Genomic DNA, 22,943 nt, shown 5'->3' with positions numbered 1-22,943 from the left:
ATGTGTTTGATTCGTGTTTACAAACAGGTCATTCTGTTTCCATGTCGCTGACGATTAAATTTTGGGGCGTCCGGGGATCGTTACCATCTGCTCCACCACCTACTGATTGGACTTATCACATCGAAGGAGTGTTAAGGAATTTTTTTGCTATGGGTTATCGTGATCCATCGCAAGTCTCTAGGTACATCCAAAATATTGAAACGCCACTTTTAGGTGGTTATGGTGCAGCGACAACGTGTGTGGAAGTCCAAAGTCAGAAATCTCAATTGATCATTGACGGCGGCAGCGGCATTCGCAATCTCAGTGAAAAAATTATGACGGGCACAACTGGCAGATCGAAAGGCCCGTTTCATATTTTCATGACTCATTTTCATTGGGACCATGTTATCGGTTTACCTTTTTTTACTCCGCATTTTATCCCCGGTTGTGAAGTTCATTACTACGCCGTGCAACCTGAATTGGAAAAACTGATTCGCGGTATTTTTTGTCGTCCGTATTTCCCGGTTCCGTTTGAGGCGTTGAAAGCGAAAATTGTTTTCCATGTCCTTGAGCCACGAAAGCCTTATCAGCTCGATGATTTTACAATCACGCCGTACAAATTAGATCATCCAGATCCTTGTTGGGGTCTTAAGGTGGAATCTGGTGGAAAAACATATTCACACTGCGTAGATACCGAAGGAACTCGCATCACTCGCGAAGAGCTGGGCGAGGACCTTCCCCTTTATCAAAACATTGATTTGATGTATTTCGATGCGCAATACACCTTGCCGGAGTTGGCTGAAAAGGCGAACTGGGGTCACAGTGCTGCCCAAGTCGGATTAGATATCGCCCTTCGTGAAGGTATTAAGAAAATTCTTTTTGCTCATCACGATCCAGGGGCGCGTATTGAACATGTGTTAGAGCTTAAACGGCAGACTCGCGAATACTATGAGTCTCGCGAGATACAGAACAGCGGCCAGCAGTCGGCCGTTGCGTGGGACTTTGCCCACGAAGGCCTTGAAATTAAACTTTAAAATCCACTGGGAACTTTGGCTTCGTCAAAGATCAGTTCAACCTGACTTGGATCGTTTTCTCTAAACGCGTTCAGTCCTTCCAAAGTTTTTTGATCGAGCAAAACTTTTTTCGTGTTTTCCGGCCATGCAAAATCATCGGCAGGGAAACGGATTCCAATTTTTTTCATGAACTGAGTCCATACAGGAACAGCGCCATTGGAACCGGTCAATTTATGCGGAAGATTGTTGTCATAACCAACCCACACCACGGTCGTAAGATAAGGTGTGAATCCAGAGAACCAAGCGTCTCTGTTATCACTGGTGGTTCCGGTTTTTCCGGCGGCGGGATTAAAAAATCCATTCAATGTGATGGAGCGAGCTGTTCCGGAAAGGACAGTTTGTTTCATCATGCTCACAAGGCTTGCCGTGGCCGCCGCATCAACGGCTTGTTCAGGAGAAGGTTGGTGAATGAAAACTTCCTGTCCATCGGAATTCAAGGCTCTGCGAATGAAAGACATGTTTTGTTTCTTCCCCATGTTTGCGAAAGTCATATAGCTTTGCAAAACTTCGCGCGGGTACATTTCAAAAGCTCCTAAGGTCATAGCGGGAAAGGATTTAAGTTCCGAAGTCACACCTGCCGCGTGAGTAATATCAATGACATTTCCTAAACCGACTTTAATTCCCAAAGATGCCGTCGCGGCATTGAGAGAATTTTTCAAAGCATAGAACATGGGAACTGTGCCGAAATATTTTTTTCCGTAGTTATCCGGTGACCACGCTTGGCCCTCGTATTTGTAAGTGAACTTTTCATCGTTCAAAAGTGTGATCGGCGTATAAGGCGCGCCTTCGTCGGTGTCATTGATAAGCGCCGTAAGATAAACGAACGGTTTCATGATTGAACCAATTTGGCGGTGTCCATCAATGGCGCGATTGAACTGTGTCATTCGGTAGTTGCGACCGCCGACCACAACACTCACGAGGCCTGTTTTGTTGTTGCCTACGAGAATACTGCCTTCAAGGCTATTGCCTTTTGCTTTGAGGCCGCTGATGTATTTATTATTTTTCTCAAGTTGATCCAAATGATTTCGTAAAGATTCTTGGGCGACTTCCTGGGCTTCCAAATCAAGAGCCGTATAAATTTTTAATCCATCTGGATTTAATCCCTGACTTTGCAACTGCTTGCGAACGGCATCGAGATAATAAGGCGCTGTTTCCGACGCCAAAGTGCGAGGTTCACTAGGGAGTGGTGTTTTGTCGGCTTCTTCCGCTTGAGCTTGCGTGATGTACTCAAACTCTTTCATTTTTTCCAAAACCAAGTGGCGGCGTCTTTCTGCATTCACTGGTTTTTTAAACGGGTTGAAAAGTCCGGGGCTGTTGACAATGGCTGCAAGCAAAGAGCATTCGCTCAAGTTCAGGTCCATCAACTCTTTTCCGAAATAGTAGCGGGCTGCTGAACCGTAACCGCGCACTTGAAAGGCGCCGTTTTGTCCCATGTAAATAACGTTCAGATAGGTTTCAAGGATTTCGTCTTTGCTGAAACGGGACTCCAAAAGAATCGACATAATGAATTCGTTGAACTTGCGTTTCAAAGTTCTTTCGCTCGTTAAGAAATAGTTTTTTACGAGCTGTTGAGTGATGGTGCTGCCACCTTGAGCTTTTCTACCCGTTGTGATGTTTTTTACCAGGGCCCGGAAGATCCCTTTGATGCTGACTCCACCGTGTTCTAAAAACTGAGCATCTTCGATGGACATGATGGCGTTTGAGCACATCGGAGGAACATCACTTAAAGTCACCGTTTTCTGCATCAAAGGTTCGTTGCCGATATATTGTGCAAGAAGAGGTGCTTCGGCGAGGGCTTCGGGAACTTCAACAAACGGTGCGCCTTTAAAAATTTGTGAAACAAGCTGATCTTTTTGAACAACGACAACCTGGATGGAGCTATCCACATCGCGGGTCGGAGTTTCCATCGTCACCCAACCGATACATCCGTCTTGATTTTCATTGAGTCCCACTTGCAAACGGGACGCGCACTGTTCGCGATTGGCTATAAAATAATCACCGGGTAAAAGTCGTTGGTCGTAGTCGCGGCGTCGATAGTTCTGACGCAGAAGTTGCTTTTCGATATCACTGATTTTGATCACGCTATGAGAATAAAAAGTTGGCGGAGCTGCGTAGAATTCCGTCGGAACGATGAACTTTTTAGATTCCAACTTGGCAGTGAGTTCTTTTTCAAGAGCGAAGTAAGAATATCCGGCAATCCCAAGCCCGCAGATGATTACAAGCGTCACAAGGATTGTAAAAGCAATTAAAATGGTCTTTAATCGTGGTCGCAACATACATAAAGAGTAGTACGAAACTCTCTCTGAAGCAAATAAGCTGCTTTTATTTTTCAAAGCTTGTTTGGATGAAAGGATTGGTTGTGGCTAAGAAGAAAGCTTCTGCTAAAAAAGCCAATGTGAAAAAGGTCGCTAAAAAGACCGTCTCAAAAAAAACTCCTAAAAAAGTAACAAAAAAATCCGCGGCACCTGCGAAAGCAAAAAAGGCCGTTGCTAAAAAAGCGTCTGCGAAGAAAACGGCAGTTAAAAAAACTGTGACTAAGAAGTCTGCCGTAAAAAAAGCAGTGTCGAAAAAAGCTCCAGCGAAAAAAATGACGGCGGCAAAACCTGCGGCATCTCATTTGATGAAAGCGGCGGTTCCTGCGAAAAAATTGGATCTCAGTGGTTTTGTAACTCCGTTGGATGATCGTATTTTGGTGCAAGTATCTGGTGCGGAAAAAATGACTCCAGGTGGTTTGTACATTCCTGATACGGTCGCGGACACTTCGGGAAATCTGGAAGGATATGTCGTGGCTGTCGGCCGCGGTCATATGGGCAAAAAAGGCCACGTTCGTCCTATGGACGTTCAAGTCGGCGACCGCGTTGTTTTCTCTGAATACGCGGGTTCAAAAATTAAAATTCAAAATGAAGACCTGATCATCCTTCGTGAAGGGGATGTGATGGGTGTCGTTGCAAAATAAAGGAATGAAAATGCTGAAAAAAAATCTTTTGAAAGCTTTAGGTCTTTCTGTGGCTCTTTTGTCCACAACTGCCAATGCCATGAGTTTGGATTGGAATGGTGGTTACCGCTTTGAATGGACCGAAGTGGATCGTCCTTCTTTGGCAACACCCACGCAAAGAAAAGCTTATGGTTTGAACTACCTTTACTTGAGTCCAAAAATCATCGCGGCTGATGGGGTGAATATCATCTCTCGCTTTGATGTGCTAAACAGCAGCGCTTATCCGAACTCTCAAGTCGGTGAAATCTGGGGCATGAATACAAATACCAATCCGGGCAACGCTGAAAACCAGGGTTCTACAGATATCAAAGTCAGCCAGTTGTACTTGAACGTAAATCAAGAGTACGGCGCTTTGATTGTAGGTCGCGCTCCCTTTGAATTCGGTTTGGGCATGACTTACAGCGCGGGTAAGGGCGCATTTGATCACTGGTATGACACTCGCGATATGGTGGCGTACAAAGTTGTGATCGGTGACTGGTTCATCATGCCGGTTCTTTCTCGCAAACAATCCAGTGGGTTCGGTCAAGGTGGCACAATCACAACTCAAGGTTTCCAACTTCAATATGAAAGTGAAGAAAATAAATCTTTGATCGGCGTTTACCAAGAAAACGTCAAAGGTGTGAAAGAAGTTTTGGGTTACGATGCAAATCAAATCGCTGCTTTTGGCGGTGATGGCGTGAACTCAAGTCTGAACATGCAAAGAACAAACTTTGTTTTGGGTCGTGGTTTTGATTCTTTCGGATTCAAACTTGAAGCCGGTTTCCAATCTGGTGAAACAGGTGTGACAAAGGGAACTCAAGATGTCAGCGTGAATGGCTACGGTATCGCAGCCGAGCTTTACATCCCTCGTGCAGAGTCAAAATGGGACTGGAAATTGAAACTGGGCATGGCAACAGGTGATGATCCATCTTCAACGGACTTCGGTGGTTATGCGTTCAACCGTAACTATGATGCGGGAATGCTTCTTTTCAATCATCGTTTGGGGCAAAGAGATTTCTTGAACACAGACGTTTACAAAAACACGACAACTTTGAATGTTGGAAATTCTGCGGATGATGAATCCATCAGCAATGCGATGTACATCGCTCCGTCAGTTGGTTATGCATGGAATGATCGTGTAGATGTTCGCAACACACTCGTTTACGGACAATTATTGAATACAGTAAAAAACTCTGTTGATTCTGCAAAAGATCTGGGCCTAGAATGGGATATCGAAGTGATTTACAAGCCGAGTGAAAGAATTCAGTGGGTGAATCAGGTCGGTCTTCTCTTCCCTGGCGAGGCTTGGAAAAATGGCAACGACGGGTTGGGGAACGGTTTCACATTTGGATTTGCATCTAAAGCCGCCATCAGCTTTTGATTACGACGTGATTGCAACTTGTACGACAGCTTGATGACTACTTGATTACATTTTGTTTGGTGGTGAGCAGGGCCCGGGGGGCGAAAGTCCCCCGGGATTTTTTTTATTTGCTGTCTGTCTTTTGCAAAAGGGCACACTTGCTACATCTCTATGGACAATAACTCCGGGCCTTATATCATTTGATTTGGGAGGAGTTATGAAAAAGATTTTTTTAATTCTCTCAACCGTTCTGATGACCGGCCTTTCAGCTCAAGCCGACGTACCTTGGAAAGAAGTGGCCTTTGCCACAGTGTCTGCCGAACAACCTACTTATCGAAATATCGGCGTAACTAACAATCGACAAGATTTTTCAGAAGTGCGGGTCTTGGTTCAGAGTACGGGCGTAAGAATACAAAGAGCTGAAGTCGTCACAGACGAAAGAATGTCTTTACCGGTTTGGCACCTTGAAGGTGATTACAGTTTGAATGCCGAAGTCACCGACACCTTTGAAAAATCAAAAATCATCGCCGTCAGAATGTACGTAACAACACTACAGCCCGGTGAGCCTGTGCAGATTCGCATTTTTATGCGCTAGGAGGGAAGATCGTGAATTGGGCGGCCATACTTATTCCAATCATCAGCGGAGTTATCGGTGGAAATGTCGCGGGCTCTTCATTTAAAAAATTCAGTCTAGGAGCAACAGGAAACTCTTTTGTGGGTCTTTTGGGAGGGGCTGCAGGTGCTATCGTTTTGGGAATGTTAGGCGGAGACGGAGCTGACTCGATTCCACTCACAAGTCAGGCGGGCACACTCAATATGAGTGCTCTTATTGCAGCCATCGCCAGCGGCGGCATCGGCGGTGGCGTTTTGATGTCGGTTGTTGGTGTTTTAAAACAAAAGGTTTTAAAAAAAAGGAAAACGGGCTCGTCGTGAACCCGTTGGAGGATTGAGGTCAGTCGTCTTATTATTGACGTGGGAAGCGATTTTGGATTTCGGTTCTCATTCTTAGAGACTCTGCAGATGCAGGTCCGATTGTCCCAAAACTCACTCCGTTATTTTGCGCTGGAATTCCGATTTGTGGCATTGTTGTTGTTCCTGCTGGAACTTGAACTGGTACCAAGATCGTTTGTCCTGTCGCATTTAAAGTTGCGCCTGTTCTTGAAGAAATACCACCTGGAGTTGTCGGAACGACTACTGTTCCTGCGTTGCGACCTGGATTTGCCAAGCGACCGCTGATGTCGAAAGCTGGAGTTGCCGTGATGCCATTGAGAAGATCGCCTTTACCTGTCACAGCTTCCATTAATCTCGCGTTGAAATCAGAAAGATATTTCGCGTACTGATTTCTAAGATCAATAGAGATATTGTCATTGCTGTAAGCATCGTAGATCGCATTCTGAGTTTTTGAATTCATCACGTCGTACATGTAGTTAAGCTCTTGTCCTACAGCTTGTCTTTCAGCAACCAGGTATGGATATTCACTTGGATCTTTTGAGTTCACTTCTCTTGTAAAGGCATTTCTGTATTGAGCTGCTTCGTATTTAAGAATGTCAGACTGTGCACTCAAAAGTGCTCTGCGCACAGATTCATATTTGCCAGGGACATCGCGAATCAAATCTGCAATGACATCACCGGCATTTTTAATCGTTGTTTCAGAGTCGTCGAAGGATTCATCTGATTCCAAGCGCCATAGCGAATCTTGACCTACGTAAGCTCTGCGAGTTCGAGATGCCGATTTACGAGCTTCAGAAATCTGTTTAAGAAGACGAGCTTGGATTTCAGTTTTATAGAAATCAAGAGCTTCGCCTGCTTCAACGTCTTTAGAAACTTTTTTGTCCGAAAGCACTTTGAGATATTTATCTTTAATACAAGTGAGTTCTGCATCTTTATCTGTACGGCGGCTGCAAGCTTTTACAATGCCATCAAGAGGACTCTTCTTAATTTTCTCTTCTCCCTCTTGTCCTTCTGTTGTTGATTCAGCAGTAGTCGCAACAGCAGGCTTCTCAGCTTTGAGTTGCTTTTCCATTGCTTTCATTAGTTCAACATTCAAAGCGTCGATATCTTCTTTGTTTTTAACACTAAGTGAAATCGAGTCGAAACCGCAAGTTTCGCATACTTTTCCTTCAGTCATTTTCTTTGGAACGATGGCAAGGACTTTGTCTTCACCGTTATCGATGTACTTCACAGGAACAACGCCTTTAGCAGTATAGATTTTGCCTTGAACAACGCCTTCAGCGACTGTTGAAGCAAACTCTGCTGATGCGATTCCATCTTGAGAGTGATTGTTAAAAGATACATTGAAACCAAGAACAGCGAGCAGTGCTCCTGTCATGACCCATTTCTTATGTGGGTGAGTGAAAGTTTTCATAAGTCCTCCTATTGTTTAGGGCACATCCAGACCCTTTTTCCTACCTTGATGTAAAGCGAGGGCCGGGCCAAAAAAGCCAACTCATGCCAGGGGAGTTAAGTCATCGAAATGCCTAAGAGTTCTCATGTTGAGAAGAGCTGCGAGAGAAGGTGTGCTTGTCAAACTTCTGGTGTCCCACTCTGAGAAGGTTGAAAAGACACCTGATCTCAATAACTTAGAGCTGTCGATCGGGACTTTTTAAAAACCCCGCAAAAGAGCCCCTTTGCGGCACTAAAAAGGCACCTTGCCTAAGCGGAATCTTTCATTCATAACCAGCTCGTGAAGTTTCATTTCCCTCGAAGCCCTAAGCCAGAACATATCGCAGAGTCTGATTGGAATAATTGGACTTGGCAGCTTCGCCATTCTCTTAAATCACAAACGGATTTCGAAAAACATTTTGAGTTGTCTCAAGATGAAAAGGCGGCGTTTGCGGAAGGGAAAGAACTTTTTAATATTCGTACGACACCGTACTACGCAAGTCTTGCAGGGGAGCCGGGCGATTCCATTCGTCAGATTCTGATGCCTCATCGTTTTGAAATCGAAGACGGTGCGCAACAAATGCTCGATCCTTTAGGAGAAAGAAAAAACAATCCCGCACCTCGCGTGATTCATCGCTATTCCGATCGCGTGTTGTTTTTGATTACGGATATTTGCAGTGTCTATTGCCGTTTCTGCACGCGCAAACATTTTACGGGACAAGAGCAAGCGTTCATTCGCAATGAAGAGTATGAACAAGCATTAGCTTACATTCGCTCTCATCCCGGTATTCGTGAAGTGATTTTGTCCGGCGGGGATCCACTCACTGTGAGTGACGCACAACTGGATCGCGTGCTCGGCGATCTTCGTCGCATTGAGCATGTTGAAATCATTCGTATCGGAACACGTATGCCCGTGGTGTGCCCTATGCGTGTGACGGATGATCTTGTGAAGATTCTGAAAAAGCACAAGCCTGTGTTTTTGATGTCGCACTTTAATCATCCTCGTGAGTTGACGGCGGAAGCTGTCGAGGCTCTTGAAAGATTTGTCGATAACGGTGTGCCTGTGATGAATCAAATGGTTCTTTTAAACGGAATCAACAATCATCCAGCGATCATTCAAGCTCTCAGTCGTCGTCTGTTGTTCTTGCGTGTGAAGCCTTATTACATGTTCCAGTGCGATCCTTCGCTTGGCACAGATCACTTGCGCACGTCCGTCGAGGACTCATTGGAGATTCAAAAAGAATTGTGGGGTCATCTCTCGGGCCTTGCGATGCCGAATTTGGCTGTAGATATTCCCGATGGCGGAGGAAAAACTTATCTTGTGCCAAATTTCCAAGTAGGACAAGAAGGTCTCACGCGTCGTTATGTTGGTTGGGATGGAGTGCATGCGGAATACGTCAGTCCAGCTCCTGAAAAAATCAGAAAACCCGATGCTTCGATGTATGAAGCAGAATGGGCTTCATTGAAAGATTCTAAGAATTTCTCTATTTAGTTCTCACGCTGAGACACAGAAATGAATCACTCTTACACAAGACTCGCCTTTTAAAACAAGCATCCATTTAATTTCACTCGAAAAATTTATTCGATAGTCTCGTGAAGTTCGATCCTCAATTCCCGAAAAGTTGGCCAGGTTATTACGGGGACAGTTATGGGAATGAGAGTTACGACAAATATCGCGGCACTCAATGCGCAACGAAATCTGGTAGGATCGCAACGCGCGATCAACGATTCGATGGCAAAGCTTGCTTCCGGAAGTCGTATTAATAAAGCGGCGGACGACGCTGCGGGTTTGGCGATTTCTGAAAGATTGAAAGCGCAGATTCGTTCTGCAAGCCAAGCGCAAAGAAATGCCAATGATGGTATCTCAATGATTCAAACTGCCGAAGGTGGATTGAATGAAATTGGAAATATCATTGTTCGATTGCGTGAGTTAGGGATTCAAGCCGCTTCAGACACTGTCGGTGAAAAAGAGCGCGGTATGCTCAATAAAGAAGTTTTGCAGCTTAAAGATGAAATGCAGAGGATTGCTAAATCCACTACGTGGGGTACGACAAAACTTTTAGATGGATCGGCGCCTGCATTTGATTTTCAAGTAGGCATTGGTAACGATCCGTTTGCAGATCGTATCACGTTTGATGCCGGAAAAAACGCGGCAACATTGGATGCCTTGGGACTTGAAGGCATTGATTTTTCTTCCAAAGAAGGTGCTCAAGAAGCTTTGACGAAACTCGACACAGCCCAAACAGCAGTGAGCGGGACAAGAGCTTACATGGGTGCCTTACAAAACCGTTTGACGTCCACCGCAGACAACTTAGGTGTGACTCAAGAAAACTTGTCAGCAGCAAACAGTCGTATTCGTGATACGGATGTGGCAGCGGCTTCAAGTGAAATGGTTCGAAACAATATTTTATTGCAGGCCGGGACTTCAGTTCTTGCGCAGGCAAACCAAGCCAATCAATTAGCTTTAAAACTGATTGGCTAGATTCTTCCGTTAGGGGATGGTCTTTGACCATCCTCTTTTTTATTTCGTGGGCTTTAGTTCCACAGTCAGATAAGCATAATCGTTTTCTACGCCTTGACTGAAAGACATCTTTTCAAGGTTCGACAAGTTTCTAAACTGAATCCAAGAGCTGGTTGACGAAAAAGCTTTGGACATATGTTGATCGCGATCAATCACCCAATACAAAACTTCAAAAGCAGAGCGGTCAGCCGCCTTGCTCTGATACTGACGAACTAAGAAGTGCACGCGGAACTGGCGAAGCATCTTTGTGCCTTTACCGCACCAGACATCCCAGTCGGACAACTCAGGCTGATCAAAAACATGTGTGCACTTAAGTTCAAAGGTTCCGTCATTGGATTGATAAGTGAAAGTGACGTCATCTTCTTTGATTTCTTTTGCGTTCACAAAAGAAAAACCCGCAGGAGCGGCGAAGCTAAAACTAGGAAGTAAAAACAAAGCAGCAAGGATGATTCTTTGAAGTGTAGTCATATAAAAACACTAACAAGTTCACCCGTAAGGCGGCAATCTTACGCGACTCTAACAAGACTAAGAGCACGTCCGGTTCTTTGGTGTTTTAAAATGAAAAAAGCCCGAACTATGTCGGGCTTTTTTCATCAGACAGTTCAACTTTAAAAAAATTAGAAGTTGAAAGTGTAAACAGCAGAAGTGAATGCTGCGCTTGCAGCAGATTTGCTGTCAAACCAGTTCCATACTTCTAGGCGCTCGATACCGATTGCACCACCAACGTTGCCCAATTTCATTTGAGCGCCGTATCTGAAGCTTGGTCCTACCGCAGTTACGTCATCTTGACCTTCCATTTTGATCATAGAGATGCCGATGCCTGGAGCGATGTATGCATTTACGTTAGATGCATCAACAAGCTTGATCAAAGAGTGACCACCGAAAGTCAAAACCTGTGGTACAGCGGCATCTTTTTTCTCAGTTTGAAGGAATACATAACCACCAAAAGCACCTTGTTCATTGCTGAATTCCATTCTGCCACCGATATTCAAAGCAGAGCTTGTCATACCAAGACTGATGCTTGCAGCTTTGTTGCCGTAAGAAGCTACGTATCTAGTAGCAGCTGGTCTTTGGGCAAATGAAACAGAAGAAGCCAATAAACATGCACATACGATAAACTTTTTCACAAAACCTCCTAAGGTAGCCGAACAAGGTTTGTCGTGAAGCAGTTTTTTTGCAACACAAAAATACATTTGGTGCTCAATATCAAAATATTAAATGCGTTCTAAGCGTGCGTATTTCACCACGAACTTCTTAACAGTGTTGTCGGTGAACATAACGCTGACTTTGAAGTTCTCGCCAGTTCCTTCAGTTGCGTAAACAGTGCCTGCGCCAAACGTGGGATGTCTTACGCGCATGCCTTTTGCGAATGGAGCGGCCTGGTTTGCGCCTTCATTTTCATAGTCAGGGAAATCCTGGCTGTCATCGAAGGCTTCTCTGCGCGCTTTATTGCGATCAGATCCCGTTGATCCCCAGCGAGGGCTTGAGAAAGCACTGTCTTCATCGTAAGAACTCGAACCATAGCGAGAAACAAAGCGCGGTCCCTCAGCGGCCGTTTTAAAGTCGATATACTCTTGCGGAATTTCTTTGATAAAACGCGATGGAGGATTGAACTGCTCTTGCCCCCATACGCGACGCATCTTGGCGTAGGTGAGCCACAGCTTCTGACGAGCGCGAGTCATACCGACATACGCCAAACGGCGTTCTTCTTCCACGTCTTCTTCGCCGTCGTTATCCAGGCTGCGAGCGCTTGGGAATAAGTTTTCTTCAAGACCCACAACGAAGACATACGGATACTCCAAACCTTTGGAGATATGCAGAGTCATCATCGTCACAGAATTTTGCTCTTGATCTAAAGAATCCACATCACTCACCAAGGCCATCTCTTCAAGGAAACTTGTGAGAGTCGCTTCGTCACCGCGCTCTTTTGCAAATTGAGCAATGGCGTTGTCGAGTTCTTCTAAGTTTTCGATACGAGCTTGTGATTCTGGAGACTCATCTTTTTTTAGAGCAGTTAGATATTCAGAACGATCTAAAACGATGTGATAGAAATCAACAAGCTTGAAAGTCGTGGCATTTGTTTGCAACTCGTCCATCAGTTCTAGGAAGCGACGGATTTTTCCCGTTGTGCCCGCGTTGAATAAGCGTTCGTCGCAAGCCTTTTGCGCGGCAATGTACATGCTCAGGCCATGGTGAGCCGCATACTCTTCGATTTTTTCAATCGTCGTTTTGCCGATCCCGCGTGCAGGAACGTTGATAATACGCTTAAGCGCAATATCGTCCGCCGGATTGATCGCAAGCTTCATGTACGAAAGCATGTCTTTGATTTCCATGCGCTCATAGAAGCGAACACCGCCGACCAAACGATACGGAATCGCCATTGTGCGAAGCTGTTCTTCGAGTACACGTGATTGCGCATTCGTGCGATAAAAAATGGCGTAGTCGTTGTAAGAGCCTTCGCCCTCGTTCATCATCGACTGAATGGTCTTAGCAACAAAGCGCGCTTCGTCGTATTCGTTTTTCTCTTCACGAACGTGAATCAAGTCACCGGCATCATTGGAAGTGAAAAGAGTTTTATCTTTTCTTTCTGTATTGTTTTTAATAACAGCCGTTGCAGCATTCACAATGTTTGCTGAAGAGCGATAGTTTTCTTCGAGCTTCACGACTTTCGCTTCACGGAAGTCTTTTTCAAAATCCAAAATGTTTTTGATATCTGCACCACGCCAGCTATAGATCGACTGATCTTCATCGCCGACAACACATAGGTTGCGATGAGCGTCTGCAAGCATTCTTACGATCAAGTATTGAATGTGGTTGGTGTCTTGATACTCATCCACCATGATGAACTTAAATTTCTCCTGATACATTTTAAGAACGTCAGGGTACATTCGGAAAAGTTCATAAGTCTTCATCAAGAGATCATCGAAATCCAAACTGTTGGCTTTCTTCATCTCTTTTTCGTAGGCCTTATAGACCTCCACCGTTTTTGCATCCATCAAACGGCGGGAATTTTTCTCTAAACCTTCCGGAGTCAGTCCCAACATTTTAGCTTGGCTGATACGGCTTTGGAAATTCTTAGGCGGGTACATCTTGTCGTTGATGTCCAAGGCCACCATGACTTTTTTAATTTGGCTTAAAGTGTCCGAAGAATCGTAGATTCCAAAGAAGGGTTTATAGTCCAAAAGCGTGATGTGCTGACGCAAAACACGCACGCAAAAACTATGGAAAGTGTTAATCCAAAGCTGAGAGTGAATGCGCGCACCCATGTCAGCCATGATCTTGTAAATACGGTGCTCCATCTCTTTGGCGGCCTTGTTCGTAAAGGTCACGCAAAGGATTTCATCCGGAGCGGCGACTCCTTGGCCGATGATGTTGGCCATGCGGTGAGTGAGCACTCGGGTCTTCCCAGAGCCCGCGCCCGCCAAAATCAACAGAGGACCCTCAAGAGTCTCCACCGCGTCTTTTTGCGAGGGGTTTAGATTTTTGGTAACAAAATCAAGTACATCCATGGGGGCTCGTCCGATCCTGGTTGGCTTTGTTCAGTGTCGAAACTTTAGTGAGACTGACAAAGTTTGTCTATCCTCAAGTTTTCATTGAGATTTTTGCCCTTTTTCACTATAACTATAACGCAATAAGTCAATGAGCGAGAGGGACCCTCCGTTTATAGTGCTTAGAGAGGATTTTGTGAAGCGCGTTTTTAGCCGGATCACAGCGGCAATTCTCATAACGACGACACTTGGAGCTTGCGCTCCTTCGCCTAATTCGGCGCAGGAAAGTGGCGACGTTCGTGTTTTGGCGCCAATGAACAATTCGCAAAGCAGTTACTCTTTGGGCGTCATTGAGCTTAAAGGCATCGAAGATCTGCAAACTGTGGCCGGTCGCTTTGTGAAGTTTTTCTTAAGTCCTCGTATCGTGAACAATCGCTTGGATGGTCATGCTCCGAATGCTCGTTTTATCAAAAACAAAAACGGCGAATATATTCCTGCTAACGAAATCACCCAGCAATTGGTGACAGTGTACGCGCACATGCAAAAACTGGCAGAGCTTGACGAAGAGTTAGGGGCCGGTGGTGTGAACAAATGGCCGCGTGATATTGGTGTGGCTGTGAAAGTTAAAGGCGGCGTTCGTAATAATGCATTTTATGATGGTGTGACGGATTCGATGTTGTTTGTGCCATACACACAAAACGGTCTTCCGATTGCGATCAACGGTGGAATTCTTGCGCACGAACATTTCCACTCTCTGTTTTACAAATTGGTTCTTCCTGAATCGCCTTACAAAGGCAGCGTTCACAATCGTGATGAGTTTTTAAAAATCACAGACGTGAACGAAGATCTGTCGACTCGTCAAAGATTAGATATCTTACCGATCGCTCGTCCTGGTCGTGAAATGGATGAAGACACTCTTCATTTTTACTACCACGTAGCAATGACACGCGGGTTGAACGAAGGATTAGCGGACTTCTGGGGCTGGATGTACACAGGCAATCCTGACTTCATCGCTCAATCTTTACCAAGTGAAAAATCAACGCGCTCTTTGAAGGTTGCGGACGAAACTTCTGTGAACTCGCTTCCAAGCCGTGAGTCTTTGTTGCGGTCTCTTAAACTGTTCTACTCATCTGGCGATAACAAAAAAATGAAAGATTACTCTGTGGGTTTTGCCTATTCTTTGGCGACACAGTTTTCTCGTTTCATGAAGCGTCTTACAGACATCTATGCCAAAGATCGCAAAATAGAACCTTTGCAAGCACGTAAAGACCTAGCGAAGATCCTTGTTAAAACTCTTCCTAAGATCAAAGAAGATTTTAAAGTCTTAAGTGATGAGTATTATACTTCTGAAAAATTTGTGAACGCCTTGGTCGAGAATTTTGGAACACTCACTGAAAACGAATGTTCATTCTTGGCCCAGGTTCTTACGAATTCTCAAGAGCTGACGACTGAAACTTTCTCTTGTAAAAACGGCAAAATCGAAAAACAAGCCGTAGAGAAAACTCCGGCGCAAGGTGAGGAGCAATGAGGGCTTGGCTGTTCATTGTTGTCTTTACATTTGCGGGTTTTGCAAATGCCCAAGTTTCTCGCGCGAAGATGCCCTCTTTGAATGAAGATCCCAATATTTTAAAAGTTTTTTTATTAAATCCTGAAATGCGTTTCGAGCGCGGTGATTCTCAGGAACTCGTGGATCGCAAGCCCTTAAACTTCGCTCTGGCTTTGCAGATGCGTAAGTTCAGTGTTCTCACAGAATATGCGCGCTTTGAAGAAAATACGGGAAATACAACTTCTTCCATCGGCCGAACTCACACGGACTTAGTAGTGTGGGGCCGCTATCATTTCTTTAACGGCACAAATCCAAACCGCAGCGTGGATTCCACTCTTTATGCTGGCGGTGGTGTAGGTCTTTACGAAGAAGAAATCGTCACAACATTGATGGGAAGTTCTCGCACAGATAAAAGCAATCCGAAATTTATGTCGGGTGTTTCTGTTGGCGGAGAACTCGCATTGAATGTTAACAAAGATTTTGGATTCGTCGGTGGTCTTGAGGGTCGCGCTTTGTTTGCTTCGGATTTTGATCCGAATCCTGTGTGGAGCGCCGTTCTGCGTTTAGGATTTCAATTGGCACTTTAGTAGACTCTTGTCTTGTGTCATCAAAGTACATATTTAATCTCACAGTGGTTCCGATAAAATTGGGGCCATGAAAACATTTAAATACATCCTTCTTTTCATCAGTTTTTCCATTTCACTCGCAGAAGCCCGAACCTGGCAGAAAATCACAATACCCGGCGCGGTCTGCGGTAATGGACAGAGTTACAGCGTCTTTTTAGATCGAAAAGACGCTGACAAACTACTCGTGGAATTCATGGGAGGAGGTGCTTGTTGGTCGGAAGGAACTTGTTACGGGAAAAGTCCGCTTACAAGTCTTGAGCCTCTCGAAGAAGCGCCTACTTCCGTTTTAGCGAATGACGGCATCGCCAACAATCCGTGGAATCAGCACACGGCATTGTTTTTACCTTATTGCACCGGAGACGTGCATGCCGGCCAACACGTGGCTTCCTATCAAGCTTCGGTTTTACTTTATCACGACGGTTATAACAATGTGGTTCTGACATTTCAATATTTGCAGCAGCAGAATATTCTCAACTTTAAAAACGCCAAGGACGTGACCGTATGGGGTTATTCTGCCGGAGCGTTAGGAGCGTTTCTTCACGGTGTCACCTTAGAGCCTTATTTATCTTCTTCGGCACATAAGACTTTGATTGCGGATTCGCCGGGTCTGCACTTTGGGAAAAATTTTTGGCTTAAGTTCACACCTGCTTTGAATCACGATTATAAAGCCAATTTTCGCAAGATTGATTTTCCTTTTGAAGAAGACGATGGATTCTTGGCGCCACACATGGGGCCTGTTTTCTTAAGATACAGCACCTGGAGCGTCGGCATTTTACAGTCGACCAAGGATCTTGTGATGTCCATTGTCTTTGGCAATATCTCTCCTGATGCCCATCGTGAGTTGGTATTAGGACCTCAAGGAATTGCTGCGATTGCGGCTCCATTTACAAACGTCAAGACGTGGATAGCTGATACAACAATGCATACGTTTTTATTGAGAGATTCTTCAGTAGGTTATCGAGATATGCAGGGCGAAACGGCGTGGGACTTTGCGGTGCGCGTACATGGAATGAATCGTCAGGGAAAATAAAAAAACCCACGTTTAAGGCGTGGGGTTTTTAGGAATTTAAAATCGAGGATTCAATTACTCTGTGATTTTCTGAACAATCGCAGAGCCGACTTTTGCTTTATTCAAAAGTTCGCCACGGTAAGTTTGCGCTTCTTTTTGAGTTGCAAACTGACCTACGCTGACGCGGTACCAAGTTTTACCTTTGATATTCGCAGGAACGTAAAAAGCGCTATAACCTTTGTTCTTAAGGTCAGAAGCCATTTTTTGTGCTTCGCCTTCGTCAGCATAAGAAGCCACTTGCACTGTGAACTTACCGACAGCGTACTGAGCAACGTCTTTTGGCAAAGAAGAAGGGAAACGTTCCTCTTTTGTCGTTTCTTTCTTTTCTACTTCATGAGTTGTTGGTGTTTTGCCAGTAGCGATGTTTTTCGCCGCAGAAAGAGGCTCTTCATTTTTAGTCAAAGGAGCTGACTTGTTGCCTGCTGGATTTGGTTTTGGAACGTCTTTGATATCTTTTTTAGGTTCTGTCGTTGTCGCTTTTGTTTCAGCCACGTCGCCATGGTGAGTGCCTTCTTCGGTTTTAGCTTCTTCACCGTGTTGAGCTGTTTCGCCAGCTGGGGCAGCGTCGTCAGCAACGAACTCTTCAGCAAGCTTTGCGATTTCTTCATCCGTCATCGCGCCCACTTTGTTTTCAGGAGTTACAGAAGCGACTTCGCGCTCTGCTGAATGAGAAGTTTTTTGTGGTTCCAAAGCAGATAGCTGGTGTTGATTGTCACTGTACTTCTTGCCGACAAAAGTTCCGATAGAAAATGAAAGCAAAGAGATAAAGAAAACTATCGCTAGTTTTACAACAGAATCGGTTTTAGAACTCATTTTTTCAATCCTCATAGTTTTAAACTCGCTTGATCGCTTAAGTTTAAGGTCCTTCCTTTGACCCTTCAATCATGTTAGCTTTAAGTCTCGGAACTGGTCAATCATCAGAGAGTCCGGCCAAAAGGGAAAAGCATGGAAAACGGCGTAAAATCAATGGATTGGAAGCAGGTCTTAAGTCAAGCTATCAAGGCTGTGAGCTTAGGGCGCGAGGTCCTTCTCAATTATTTCGGTAACTTAGAGCACATCGAAGAAAAGTTTCAAGCAGGTCTTGTGAGTGAAGCCGATAAAGAATCAGAACGAGTCATTGCGGAGCATCTTAAGAAAAATTTTCCTACGATTGGCTTCTTAGGCGAAGAAACTTTCGCCGCGCAAAACGCGCCCGGGGCGAAGGTCCAGATCGCTCCCGCAGGCCCCGAAGGGCGTTGGATCTTGGATCCTCTGGATGGAACAACAAACTACATTCATCGTTTTCCAATTTTTTGCATCAGCCTTGGATTGGAGATCAACGGACAAATTCAGTTGGCAGTGATTGATGTGCCGATTCTCAAAGAAACTTACACGGCGATTCGCGGGCAAGGTGCTTTCGTGAATGGCCGTCGTTTGCAAATCAGCAAAACCAATGAGTTGAAAAAAGCTTTGCTCGCAACAGGATTTGTTTCTGAACACGAAAACGTGATTGCTGAACAATTAAAAATTTTCGACGAGATGGTGCGTAAGTGCCGAGGCGTTCGTCGTCCCGGAGCTGCCGCGTATGATCTTACTCAAGTGGCGCGCGGTGTGTTTGATGGTTACTGGGAACGCAACATTCAGCCGTGGGATGCCGCTGCGGGAATTTTGTTGGTCGAAGAAGCCGGCGGCATTATTGAAACGTACCGCGGGGAAAAATACCATCCGTACAAAAATTCCATCGTCGCCGGAAATCCGGAGATCGTTCATCAGATCCAAGGGATTCTTCAGAACCACCTCCGTCCGGAGACTCAATAAAGTCTTATAAACTTGCCAGAGTGGACGTGATTAAATCAGCCACTTTGGTTGAGCCGTTCACCTGATAACTTTGGGAGACCTCTTGGGTTCTTTCTTTGATATTTTGATTTGTTAGCAGTGTCAGAATATGCGAGCGAAGATCTTCCACGCTTATCTCTTTTAAATTTATTTTTTTGCCGACTCCGCTTTTTTCAACAAAGTAAGCTTGATGTTCTTGATCGTTGCAAAGTGGATTGATCAGCATAGGAACTCCAGCTCTTAATGACTCCATCACGGAATTTGCTCCACCGTGCGTGATAAAGAGCGAGGCTTTCTTTAAAATTTCTAATTGGGGAGCATAGGGATAAAGGCTCACAGCTTCTTGGTCCTGCCAACCTTCTTCGTGTGCCAGTTCACCAATGGACATCACAAGATGCACAGGCAAAGTTTCACAAGCGCTTTGAATCTTTTTAAAAAGCTCAGGATAGTAATATACCTGACTGCCAAACGAAGCGTAAATAATAGGTCGGTCTGAGGGCAAAGATTTTAGTGAAACTTCATCGCCACGCTCGTGTAAAGCGACCGACGGACCCACCAAGGTAACGTCGTCGTGTGTGTCGCCGATAAATTCTTCTGTCGCAAAAGTGATATTTAAGAGGGGAGAAAGGCAATCGATGGCGCGGAATTTCGGTGAAAAGGAAAACTCTTGAAAGATTTTTTCGCGAACAGGTGCCACGAGCCTTAGCAATTCCAAGACGTCACTGTTTAAGCTGTCTGGAATCACAGACGTGAGAGAACTTGAAATGGAAATCCAAGGAATAACTAAAAGGTGTGCCGCGATCACGGCAGGATAATTCATGGGATCGACGATCACTGCCGTGGGCTTTTCTTTTTTAATAAATTCTTTGAAATGTCCGACTTGTGCGCTGATTCCTTTTAGAAAAAAATCTTCGATCATGGCGCGATGTTGCTTTTTATCTTCCACCATGGCGACAAGATCTTTTCCTTTCGGGGCCATGCCTTCAGGCGCTAAAAGATCTTTAGAAAATGGAATGCCCGATTTTTTCATTCTCTCGGAAAGATCCGCGGGTGAAGTGACTAAAACGTCGTGACCTTGAGCGATCAGTGCTTGTGCGGGACCGATGTAAGGATTGATGTGACCTGTTTCTCCTAAAAGGCAAAATAGAATTTTCATTTTTAAATCCCCAATTGAAGGTGAAGAGTTTCAAATCCGGAAAACGCAAGGCTTTGATGTTTGCGCTGGGACGGTTTTGTTGAATCCAAAGTAAGTTGTGGATACCTTTCGAGCATCTGTCCGAAAAGTTCTTTCATTTGAATACGCCCGAGCCTTGCGCCTAAGCAGTAATGAATACCTGAGCCATAAGAAAGGTGCGGGTTTCTTTCGCGTTCTAAGTTAAAAGAATTTGCGTCAGGAAAGACCTCCGCAGCGCGATTCGTGGCGTGAGTGGATACGAAGATCAACTGACCTGCGTCGATTTGTTTCCCGCCAAGAGTCATATCTTCTTTGACAATACGGAAAATAAAGTTCACGGCAGGATCTAAGCGAGTGGCTTCTTCAATGGCGTTCTCAAGCAAAGAGCGATCTTTGACTAACAAAGGCCAAACATTTGACTGGATAAGACTGTAAAGATTGTTGCAGATCTGATCCGTCGTTGTGACCGTTCCGGCAACTAGCATAATTGCGGCCTGAGAAATCACTTCGCTGTCATCCAGGTTTCCCTGATTTCGCAAAAGATGGCTGATGAAATCGTTTGCGGAGTTGTGCCTGCGACTGTGAATAAGTTCCGTAAAATAGTCACGAAGTTCGTGGGCTCCTCGGTCTGCGTTTTCAGCATCCATCATAAGGTTTTCAGAGCCACCGCCAAAAAACTGAGTCATGTGATTGGCCCAACGATAGAAATCAGGACGCTTCTCTGCGGGAATCGAAAAAAGATCTGCAAGAATAATGTTTGGCAGCGGCAAAGCCACGTCCGAAACAAATTCGACGGACGTGCCCGAAGTTTGTTTCTCAAGAAGACCTGCCACCACTTTTTTTACTTGAGGTGCAAAGTGTTCAATCACGTGGTCACTGATACCGGCACTTGCGAGTTTGCGACGGCGAGTGTGCTCGGGAGCATCACTGTTCACCATCATTTTAGAAACAACTCCAAAAAAGTTGGCAACCTTTGAGAAAGGACAGCCCGACATCTTAGACATAAAATAGGGGCCGCGATCCGCGCTGAGTTGGGAGCTTTTTAGCGCTTCTTGAGCCAAAGCGTGATCCGTGATGACCCAAAACTGTTCCGGTTCCGACCAAAAAATCGGACCTTTGCCGTTTAGATAATTTGCAAACTCTGTGGGAGTAGACTGGATTTTTTGACTGTAAAGATCCATGGTTATTCCTTAATAAGTTGAATGCGTCTTAAGTGTCTGGGGCAATTTTTTTCAAATGCGGTTCTGCCATGAACCAAGGAGTGGTTGTCCGCTAAAAGCAAATCACCTTCCTGCCATTCATGGCGATAACAGAATTCAGCGGCGTAAATTCTTTCCGTTAAATCTTTCACAAGATCATCGGCATTAAGCTCCGCTTTTGCGATCACATCCAGAGTGACGGGGTTTAATTTTGTATTCACGGGTTCTGCAAAACGAAGAATGTTTTTGCCATTTCGGGGATGAGTTTGCAGAAGAGGTCCACAAATGCTCCCGCCATAATGAGCCAGCTTTGCTGTTTCATATTTAAGATCCACTTGCGCCCACAGTGTCTTTCTTTCCTCTGGAGCAGATTGGAAAATCAATTCAGTGTTCGCGAAAAGGGTTTCGCCGCCTGCGCCGTTTGTCGGGGCTTGAACACAAGAGAAGACCAAGTAATCTGGTACAAAGTGAAAGGCTCCGTCCCAGTGAAAAGGAACGGCTTCTCGGGAAAATAAATAATTTTGCGGGTCTTCGCTTTCTTTCATCTCCATAACGGGTCCAAAGCTCCAGTTCAGAGTTTTGGATTTTGGAAAGCTTTCGCAAAATGAAAGCAGATCGTCGCGTTCGGGTTTAGCAACACCTCTTATAAGAATCAGCTTATGCTCTTGTAAAAGAGCTTCGATTTCCGTTTTTTTTATTTGTTCCAGTGTGCGGGTGTTATCAAAGTGCAGGCACACTCCGAAAGGTTTTAGTTTTTCTATTCTCATAAAGCCTCCGGCAGTTGGTAAAACGGATATTTGTCTTCGGCATACTTAAGAACGCCGCCCAAAGCTTCCGCTTCAGAGCGAGGAGCTAAATAATATTGTTTCCCGTCAAACACCGTGACGGAATGCCAAGGGGTTCTCCAAAGATCGTTGGAGTCCAAGAGTCTCACGCCGATTTTCGATGAACGAAGGCTTTGCGGATGAATTGAAAGACGTAATGAGTTTGGAAAGTATTTTTCGACCACGCGGCTCCAGGCGTTGCTGCGACGAATGACTTCATAAGCAAGGCCTTTGGCTTTTTCGCGAGATTGATTTTTACTTCTCTCAGGAAAAAGTGCCAGTTGATCTTCAAACATAAAGCGGTGAATGCCGTTAAAAAGAGCCAAAGCGTCACTTTCCGTTCTTGTGCGGGCGCGCAAAAGTTCTAGATCTTCCGCGAACTCTTTGGTGAGCAGCTGGCGCATTTCATCGTAGGACTTTCCGTCAAAAACATCTTCAAGACTAAAGGTGGAAAGATTTTTGAAGCCATGCTTTACGATGATCTCGCTGATCTCATAACCGTAGCGATCCACATCCGTGTCACTGACAAGAACTACGTCGCTAAAAACTCTTCCGTCAGAACAGATGGTGATGGCGGCTCCGGGAGAATATATTGTAGCGATCTGTTCGCAAAGAGTGTTGAGTTTTTGCAGCGCCAACACTTCACCGAGATCCGGTTCGCTGCCTAAAGTTTTAAGAGGGTTGGGGGATTTTGCCGGAAAGGCCGGAAGCACCATGTGAATGGGCGCTTGGACCTGCATGTAAGCTTCAATTTTTGCTAATTGAAACTCGCGATGAAGCGCCTCCTGGTTTTGATCTGCAGCGGTGAGCGGATGGCTAAGATTTCTAATCTCAAAGAGTAGATTTAATATTTGATTGGAAACTTGTCTCACGGAGAACCTCCCACAAGGAAGGTTCTAGTCGGATTGATTTA

General features: G+C 45.0%; 21 protein-coding genes. 11 read left to right on the top strand and 10 right to left on the bottom strand.

Going from position 1 to position 22,943, the window contains the following annotated elements:
- Positions 1-41: 41 nt before the first annotated feature.
- Positions 42-1,013 (top strand): MBL fold metallo-hydrolase, encoded by a 972-nt coding sequence (locus tag AAAA78_RS15725; protein WP_340593023.1) that lies wholly within the window; start codon positions 42-44, stop codon positions 1,011-1,013.
- On the opposite strand, the gene AAAA78_RS15720 is transcribed toward AAAA78_RS15725, so the two are convergent.
- Positions 1,010-3,280: a transglycosylase domain-containing protein gene (locus tag AAAA78_RS15720; protein ID WP_340593022.1), complete on the bottom strand. Its 2,271-nt coding sequence runs from the start codon at positions 3,278-3,280 to the stop codon at positions 1,010-1,012. The two genes, AAAA78_RS15725 and AAAA78_RS15720, sit on opposite strands and share 4 nt — an antisense overlap.
- Before the next feature lie 131 nt (positions 3,281-3,411).
- Between AAAA78_RS15720 and AAAA78_RS15715 the strand changes: the two genes are divergently transcribed.
- The 4 genes from AAAA78_RS15715 to AAAA78_RS15700 all read left to right on the top strand — a co-directional run bounded on the left by AAAA78_RS15715 (position 3,412) and on the right by AAAA78_RS15700 (position 6,319).
- The gene (locus AAAA78_RS15715) at positions 3,412-4,008 is read left to right on the top strand and encodes a co-chaperone GroES (RefSeq protein ID WP_340593020.1); all 597 of its coding nucleotides are present in this window, start codon (positions 3,412-3,414) and stop codon (positions 4,006-4,008) included.
- Positions 4,009-4,012: 4 nt separating this feature from the next.
- Complete coding sequence (locus AAAA78_RS15710) at positions 4,013-5,407, top strand: alginate export family protein (RefSeq protein WP_340593019.1); 1,395 nt, start codon at positions 4,013-4,015, stop codon at positions 5,405-5,407.
- A 196-nt stretch (positions 5,408-5,603) separates the two neighbouring features.
- A complete protein-coding gene (locus tag AAAA78_RS15705; RefSeq protein WP_340593017.1) occupies positions 5,604-5,981 on the top strand; it encodes a hypothetical protein in 378 nt (125 codons plus the stop codon).
- A gap of 11 nt (positions 5,982-5,992) precedes the next feature.
- Positions 5,993-6,319, top strand: coding sequence for a hypothetical protein (locus tag AAAA78_RS15700; RefSeq protein WP_340593016.1), 327 nt, complete (start codon positions 5,993-5,995; stop codon positions 6,317-6,319).
- Between the two features lie 31 nt (positions 6,320-6,350).
- Here AAAA78_RS15700 and AAAA78_RS15695 read toward each other — a convergent pair whose 3' ends face one another.
- Entirely contained in the window at positions 6,351-7,751 is a 1,401-nt protein-coding gene (locus AAAA78_RS15695) for a hypothetical protein (RefSeq protein ID WP_340593014.1), read from the bottom strand.
- 318 nt (positions 7,752-8,069) lie between these two features.
- On the opposite strand from AAAA78_RS15695, the gene AAAA78_RS15690 reads away from it, so the two are divergent.
- Together AAAA78_RS15690 and AAAA78_RS15685 are read left to right on the top strand one after the other, a co-directional pair.
- Positions 8,070-9,260, top strand: a complete 1,191-nt coding sequence (locus AAAA78_RS15690; RefSeq protein WP_295899377.1) for a KamA family radical SAM protein — start codon at positions 8,070-8,072, stop codon at positions 9,258-9,260.
- A 156-nt stretch (positions 9,261-9,416) separates the two neighbouring features.
- Positions 9,417-10,250, top strand: coding sequence for a flagellin N-terminal helical domain-containing protein (locus AAAA78_RS15685; RefSeq protein WP_340593013.1), 834 nt, complete (start codon positions 9,417-9,419; stop codon positions 10,248-10,250).
- A 39-nt stretch (positions 10,251-10,289) separates the two neighbouring features.
- Here AAAA78_RS15685 and AAAA78_RS15680 read toward each other — a convergent pair whose 3' ends face one another.
- From AAAA78_RS15680 to AAAA78_RS15670, 3 genes are all read right to left on the bottom strand, one after another.
- On the bottom strand, positions 10,290-10,757 hold the full coding sequence (locus tag AAAA78_RS15680) for a hypothetical protein (RefSeq protein ID WP_340593012.1): 468 nt from the start codon (positions 10,755-10,757) through the stop codon (positions 10,290-10,292).
- A gap of 149 nt (positions 10,758-10,906) precedes the next feature.
- Positions 10,907-11,416 (bottom strand): hypothetical protein, encoded by a 510-nt coding sequence (locus AAAA78_RS15675; RefSeq protein ID WP_340593011.1) that lies wholly within the window; start codon positions 11,414-11,416, stop codon positions 10,907-10,909.
- Positions 11,417-11,503: 87 nt separating this feature from the next.
- Positions 11,504-13,798, bottom strand: a complete 2,295-nt coding sequence (locus tag AAAA78_RS15670; protein WP_340593009.1) for an ATP-dependent helicase — start codon at positions 13,796-13,798, stop codon at positions 11,504-11,506.
- 175 nt (positions 13,799-13,973) lie between these two features.
- Between AAAA78_RS15670 and AAAA78_RS15665 the strand changes: the two genes are divergently transcribed.
- The 3 genes from AAAA78_RS15665 to AAAA78_RS15655 all read left to right on the top strand — a co-directional run bounded on the left by AAAA78_RS15665 (position 13,974) and on the right by AAAA78_RS15655 (position 16,979).
- Positions 13,974-15,305, top strand: coding sequence for a hypothetical protein (locus AAAA78_RS15665; RefSeq protein ID WP_340593008.1), 1,332 nt, complete (start codon positions 13,974-13,976; stop codon positions 15,303-15,305).
- Positions 15,302-15,910, top strand: a complete 609-nt coding sequence (locus AAAA78_RS15660; RefSeq protein WP_340593007.1) for a hypothetical protein — start codon at positions 15,302-15,304, stop codon at positions 15,908-15,910. Before AAAA78_RS15665 ends, AAAA78_RS15660 begins: the two co-directional genes overlap by 4 nt.
- 67 nt (positions 15,911-15,977) lie before the next feature.
- Positions 15,978-16,979 carry a pectin acetylesterase-family hydrolase gene (locus tag AAAA78_RS15655; protein WP_340593006.1) on the top strand — a complete coding sequence of 334 codons (1,002 nt, stop codon included), beginning with the start codon at positions 15,978-15,980 and terminating at the stop codon, positions 16,977-16,979.
- Positions 16,980-17,033: 54 nt separating this feature from the next.
- On the opposite strand, the gene AAAA78_RS15650 is transcribed toward AAAA78_RS15655, so the two are convergent.
- Positions 17,034-17,831, bottom strand: coding sequence for an SPOR domain-containing protein (locus AAAA78_RS15650; RefSeq protein WP_340593004.1), 798 nt, complete (start codon positions 17,829-17,831; stop codon positions 17,034-17,036).
- Positions 17,832-17,963: 132 nt separating this feature from the next.
- Between AAAA78_RS15650 and AAAA78_RS15645 the strand changes: the two genes are divergently transcribed.
- Positions 17,964-18,815, top strand: a complete 852-nt coding sequence (locus tag AAAA78_RS15645) for an inositol monophosphatase family protein (protein ID WP_340593003.1) — start codon at positions 17,964-17,966, stop codon at positions 18,813-18,815.
- 4 nt (positions 18,816-18,819) lie between these two features.
- Here the strand turns inward: AAAA78_RS15645 and AAAA78_RS15640 are convergent, their stop codons facing one another.
- The 4 genes from AAAA78_RS15640 to AAAA78_RS15625 are packed head-to-tail and all read right to left on the bottom strand — an operon-like array spanning position 18,820 to position 22,902.
- Positions 18,820-19,989 carry a glycosyltransferase gene (locus AAAA78_RS15640; RefSeq protein ID WP_340593002.1) on the bottom strand — a complete coding sequence of 390 codons (1,170 nt, stop codon included), beginning with the start codon at positions 19,987-19,989 and terminating at the stop codon, positions 18,820-18,822.
- A 2-nt stretch (positions 19,990-19,991) separates the two neighbouring features.
- Entirely contained in the window at positions 19,992-21,188 is a 1,197-nt protein-coding gene (locus AAAA78_RS15635) for a cytochrome P450 (RefSeq protein ID WP_340593001.1), read from the bottom strand.
- 2 nt (positions 21,189-21,190) lie between these two features.
- Positions 21,191-21,973, bottom strand: coding sequence for a TauD/TfdA dioxygenase family protein (locus AAAA78_RS15630; RefSeq protein WP_340592999.1), 783 nt, complete (start codon positions 21,971-21,973; stop codon positions 21,191-21,193).
- Complete coding sequence (locus AAAA78_RS15625; protein ID WP_340592997.1) at positions 21,970-22,902, bottom strand: isocyanide synthase family protein; 933 nt, start codon at positions 22,900-22,902, stop codon at positions 21,970-21,972. The genes AAAA78_RS15630 and AAAA78_RS15625 overlap by 4 nt, the downstream gene beginning before the upstream one ends.
- Positions 22,903-22,943 lie beyond the last annotated feature (41 nt).

The sequence above is a fragment of the Bdellovibrio sp. BCCA genome, assembly GCF_037996825.1.
Classification (GTDB): Bacteria; Bdellovibrionota; Bdellovibrionia; order Bdellovibrionales; family Bdellovibrionaceae; genus Bdellovibrio.
The sequence above is the reverse complement of the archived record's forward strand: the minus strand, read 5'-3'. Positions and strand labels throughout refer to the sequence as shown.

Excerpts from the sequence above, each read along its gene's own strand:
- AAAA78_RS15725 (WP_340593023.1), top strand. The coding sequence starts at position 42 with ATGTCGCTGACGATTAAATTTTGGGGCGTCCGGGGATCGTTACCATCT.
- AAAA78_RS15710 (WP_340593019.1), top strand. The coding sequence starts at position 4,013 with ATGAAAATGCTGAAAAAAAATCTTTTGAAAGCTTTAGGTCTTTCTGTG.
- AAAA78_RS15705 (WP_340593017.1), top strand. The coding sequence starts at position 5,604 with ATGAAAAAGATTTTTTTAATTCTCTCAACCGTTCTGATGACCGGCCTT.
- AAAA78_RS15695 (WP_340593014.1), bottom strand. The coding sequence starts at position 7,751 with ATGAAAACTTTCACTCACCCACATAAGAAATGGGTCATGACAGGAGCA.
- AAAA78_RS15685 (WP_340593013.1), top strand. The coding sequence starts at position 9,417 with ATGGGAATGAGAGTTACGACAAATATCGCGGCACTCAATGCGCAACGA.
- AAAA78_RS15680 (WP_340593012.1), bottom strand. The coding sequence starts at position 10,757 with ATGACTACACTTCAAAGAATCATCCTTGCTGCTTTGTTTTTACTTCCT.
- AAAA78_RS15670 (WP_340593009.1), bottom strand. The coding sequence starts at position 13,798 with ATGGATGTACTTGATTTTGTTACCAAAAATCTAAACCCCTCGCAAAAA.
- AAAA78_RS15660 (WP_340593007.1), top strand. The coding sequence starts at position 15,302 with ATGAGGGCTTGGCTGTTCATTGTTGTCTTTACATTTGCGGGTTTTGCA.
- AAAA78_RS15655 (WP_340593006.1), top strand. The coding sequence starts at position 15,978 with ATGAAAACATTTAAATACATCCTTCTTTTCATCAGTTTTTCCATTTCA.
- AAAA78_RS15650 (WP_340593004.1), bottom strand. The coding sequence starts at position 17,831 with ATGAGTTCTAAAACCGATTCTGTTGTAAAACTAGCGATAGTTTTCTTT.
- AAAA78_RS15645 (WP_340593003.1), top strand. The coding sequence starts at position 17,964 with ATGGAAAACGGCGTAAAATCAATGGATTGGAAGCAGGTCTTAAGTCAA.
- AAAA78_RS15640 (WP_340593002.1), bottom strand. The coding sequence starts at position 19,989 with ATGAAAATTCTATTTTGCCTTTTAGGAGAAACAGGTCACATCAATCCT.
- AAAA78_RS15635 (WP_340593001.1), bottom strand. The coding sequence starts at position 21,188 with ATGGATCTTTACAGTCAAAAAATCCAGTCTACTCCCACAGAGTTTGCA.
- AAAA78_RS15630 (WP_340592999.1), bottom strand. The coding sequence starts at position 21,973 with ATGAGAATAGAAAAACTAAAACCTTTCGGAGTGTGCCTGCACTTTGAT.